Genomic DNA, 4,267 nt, shown 5'->3' with positions numbered 1-4,267 from the left:
GTTGACTTACCCTGCCCGGTTTTCCCCTTCGATCCGGCTTTTCAGGAGATATTTTGCTCTAAAATAAATGTAAGTATTTCGATATCACGCTATCAGCCTGGCAGTTACCGATTTTCGCTCGCGTATTTCCGGCCGTGCGAACATCCGGACGGAAATAACGCATTCTCAGCCAACTNNATACAAAGTGACAAACTGACAACTCCCTTAACTCCTATAGTATGTATGGTTCGCGCAGGAAGTAGACAAAGATTGCATATTGCTAACCTGCATTATTCATAAGTGTCTCGTCATAAATGAGAATTTAGCGGTGTAAATGATTAATAGAGATAGTCTTGCTAATCACTAAAAAGAGAAGAATCCGCGTTCATCCGCTTAATCCGCGTCGTCCGCGTACCCATTCCCACCGCTAAATTCTCATTTATAGTAGAATAATTATTACGAAGTACTTACACTATGAATAATGTAGGCTAATTCAATGTATTCTTGTCTGCCAGCCACTTCCACACAGGAACTACTTTTATGCTTATTCCATCCTGCTCAATAGTTTCTTCCTGATCTTTGCTGATAATTAAAGCAGTATTTATGTTCATGAAACGGGAAAGGCTGACAAGAGCATTGACTTCCCTGTTTCGAGTCTGCTCATCGCGCAGAGAGTAGGAAACCTGAATGGCAAGCCCGGTATCGGGAACTACGAAATCCACTTCTACATTTTTATTATAGTAATAGAGCGTTTCTCCGTATTGTTTGTAGAGACGGATAGCTACTATGTTTTCAAGTAGTTTGGTTTCAGGCTGGAAAAGGAATAGATTAAGGATGCCATTGTCGTAAAAGTAATGCTTTTTGGTGCCTTCTCTCTGTGGTATTGAATCGTTGAAGTTACTTAGTGAGAAGATAAGACAGGCATCGTGCAGATAACCCAGATAGCTGGAGATTGTTTCGCGGGTCACTTTGCTTCCGTCTCCCTGCAATATGTTCTGTAGTCTTTTGATGGCTATAGGCTGGAGCACACTATCTGCCAGTTTACGTACTAACAAGCGCAGGCTTTGCTCATTTCTGACATTGTTCCTTATCACAATGTCCGAATAGAGTATCTTTTGATACAAAGATGTGAGCCAGGAACGCTTATCTGCATAATTAAAACTTTCGGGTAGCCCTCCATTGTAGAAATAACCTTCGAACAGGCGCACTACATCGGCTCTGACGGGAGCCAGATACCAGTGGGCATCCAGTGTAATGTGATGATATTCCAGATATTCCATGAAACTGAAAGGATATATTTCTTGCATCAGATATCGCCCTCCCAATGTAGAGGCTATTTCCCGGCTAAGCATGTGTGCATTGCTCCCTGTGATGAAAACCCGTCTTTTCTCATCTGCCAGCCGGCGTGCGAAGTGCTCCCATCCTTCTACATTCTGTATTTCGTCCAAAAAGATGATAGGCTCGTAGGCGAACATTTCTTTGTAGCATTCTACAATCAGATGAAGTTCTTCCTTTTTAATATCCGTAATACGTTCGTCCTCAAAGTTGATAAAGAGGATTTCTTGTTTGTTGTGCCCATTGCGTAGCAGTTGTTGTATATGCTGGTAAAGCATATAGGTCTTACCGCTGCGGCGGATGCCGACAAAGACATAATTGCCGTTTTCCTCAATGGATATCCTGCGGGGCAATAGCTTTACCTGGCTAATGAACTCTTGCTGGTTCAGAATGATTTGTTTGATGATATCTTTTTCCATACTTTAACTTGCTTGATATGCAAAGATAGGGAATAATTCCATAAACAGCATATTTTGATTGGAATATGCCTTTTATGGAAGTCATATTATGGGCTTATTGAAAAAGTACACTATTGTAACCAGATTTTCTACCATTGTTGTGTTTAGACCCGTTATTTTTGCAGAATGGAATAACAGATTAAGTAATTCGAGATATTTAGAAGCGATAACTCCTTTAACTCCTGATTCGCATAAGGAATAAATTCAAAACAGCTTCTTATATTTCGTGAAATTGTAGAAGAAATGATGAAACGACAACTTTTTTATTTACTGCCTTTCCTTGCTTTGGCAGGTTGTGGAGAACCATCTTACAAGGATGCTTCTTTGTCTCCTGAAAAGCGTGCGGAACTTTTAGTGAAAGAACTGACTTTGGAAGAGAAAGCGCAACTTATGATGGATGGTTCCCGGCCGGTGGAACGATTGGGTATAAAACCGTATAACTGGTGGAATGAAGCGTTGCATGGCGTTGCCCGGGCAGGATTGGCTACGGTCTTTCCTCAGCCGATAGGCATGGCTGCATCGTTCGACCCGGAAACGGTACATGAAGTGTTCAATGCAGTGTCGGATGAGGCGCGTGCGAAGAACACCTACTACACATCTCAGGGTAGCCGTGAACGTTATCAGGGGCTGACTATGTGGACTCCTACAGTGAACATCTACCGCGACCCGCGTTGGGGCAGGGGTATCGAAACCTACGGCGAAGACCCTTACCTGACAAGCCGGATGGGAGTAATGGTGGTAAAAGGTTTGCAAGGCCCTGCCGATGGAAAGTATGACAAGCTGCATGCTTGTGCCAAACATTTTGCCGTTCATTCGGGGCCGGAATGGAACCGCCACTCTTTCAATGCGGAAAACATCAAACCGCGCGATTTGTATGAAACCTACCTGCCGCCTTTCGAAGCATTGGTGAAAGAGGGTGAAGTGAAAGAGGTGATGTGCGCCTACAACCGTTTTGAAGGAGAACCTTGTTGTGGAAGCGACCGCCTGCTGATGCAGATATTGCGTGAAGAATGGGGATATGAAGGAATCGTCGTCGCCGATTGTGGTGCAATAGCCGACTTCTACAATGACCGCGGTCATCGTACCCATCCTGATGCAGAGGCTGCTTCTGCCGCCGCTGTAGTCAGCGGAACCGATTTGGACTGTGGCTCCAGCTACAAGGCTTTAGTAGAAAGCGTGAAAAAAGGATTAATCTCCGAGGCAACTGTAGATACATCTGTCAAGCGCCTGATGAAAGCCCGTTTCGAACTGGGCGAAATGGATGAACCGGAGAATGTATCCTGGACAAAGATTCCTTTCTCGGTAGTAGCTTCGGCTACCCACGATTCCTTGGCTTTGGACATCGCCCGCAAATCTATGACACTGCTGATGAACAGGGATAACTTTCTGCCTCTGAAGCGTGGCGGGTTGACTGTAGCCGTGATGGGGCCTAATGCCAATGACTCCGTTATGCAATGGGGGAATTATAATGGGATGCCGCCGCATACCGTCACCATTCTGGATGGAGTACGGAATATGCTTGGCGCTGATGATAAACTGATTTATGAGCAAGGTTGCCCGTGGGTGGAAAGAACTCTGATTGAGAGTGCATTCAGCCAGTGTAAGTCCGACAAAGGCCCCGGCTTCACGGCTCTTTACTGGAATAACCTGACGCGTGAAGGCGAGCCTGTAACCACTGCCCAAGTCACCACTCCTTTCCACTTTTGTACTTCGGGTGCTACGGTGTTTGCTCCGGGCGTAAATCTGACGGATTTCTCCGCAACCTATAACAGCGTATTTACTCCTAAAGAGTCAGGAGAAATCGTCCTTGAGGTTTATTGTTATGGAAGTGGAAGGCTTCGCGTGAATGGAGAGGAAGTGAAAGGTTTCTCCAACAAACACGGTGCAAGAAAATCTACTCATGCAATGAAGGTGCAAGCCGGAAAATCTTATGATATAGAGCTTGATTTTGAATATCTGAGAAGTGATGCGCAACTGAACTTTGACCTTGGATTCAAGAAGGATGTGAATATCAGGAAATCTGTTGAACGTGTGAAGGATGCGGATATTGTTATTTTCGCAAGCGGCATATCTCCCAGTCTTGAAGGGGAGGAGATGGGCGTGAACCTTCCCGGTTTCAAGAGAGGCGACCGTACGGATATTGAATTGCCTGCCGTTCAGCGCGAATTGATCAATGCTCTGCACCGTGCAGGTAAAAAGATTATTCTGGTTAACTGTTCAGGCTCTCCCATCGGGCTGGAACCTGAAACCCGGAATTGCGAAGCCATCCTTCAGGCATGGTATCCCGGTCAGCAAGGGGGCACGGCTGTTGCCGAAGTACTGTTTGGTGACTATAATCCGGCAGGCAGATTACCGGTGACATTCTATCGCAATGTGTCCCAACTTCCCGACTTTGAAGATTACAATATGACCGGAAGAACATATCGGTATATGCAGGATGCGCCTTTGTTCCCATTCGGTTATGGGCTTAGCTATTAGGGTGTCCAGTTCTATGT

At 45.3% G+C, this 4,267-nt stretch carries 1 protein-coding gene and 1 pseudogene; one reads left to right on the top strand and one right to left on the bottom strand.

Features of this window, described 5'->3' with window-relative positions; genetic code table 11:
- Positions 1-467: 467 nt before the first annotated feature.
- Entirely contained in the window at positions 468-1,733 is a 1,266-nt protein-coding gene (locus tag B2Z67_RS01165) for an ATP-binding protein (protein WP_291527982.1), read from the bottom strand.
- 285 nt (positions 1,734-2,018) lie between these two features.
- Here B2Z67_RS01165 and xyl3A point away from each other — a divergent pair.
- Positions 2,019-4,247 (top strand): annotated as a pseudogene (xyl3A, locus tag B2Z67_RS01160) (xylan 1,4-beta-xylosidase); the annotation flags it as partial.
- Positions 4,248-4,267: the final 20 nt, after the last annotated feature.

Source organism: Bacteroides sp. UBA939 (genome assembly GCF_002293435.1).
Classification (GTDB): Bacteria; Bacteroidota; Bacteroidia; order Bacteroidales; family Bacteroidaceae; genus Bacteroides.
Note: the sequence above shows the minus strand (reverse complement) of the source record. Positions and strands in the feature narration are given on the sequence as shown.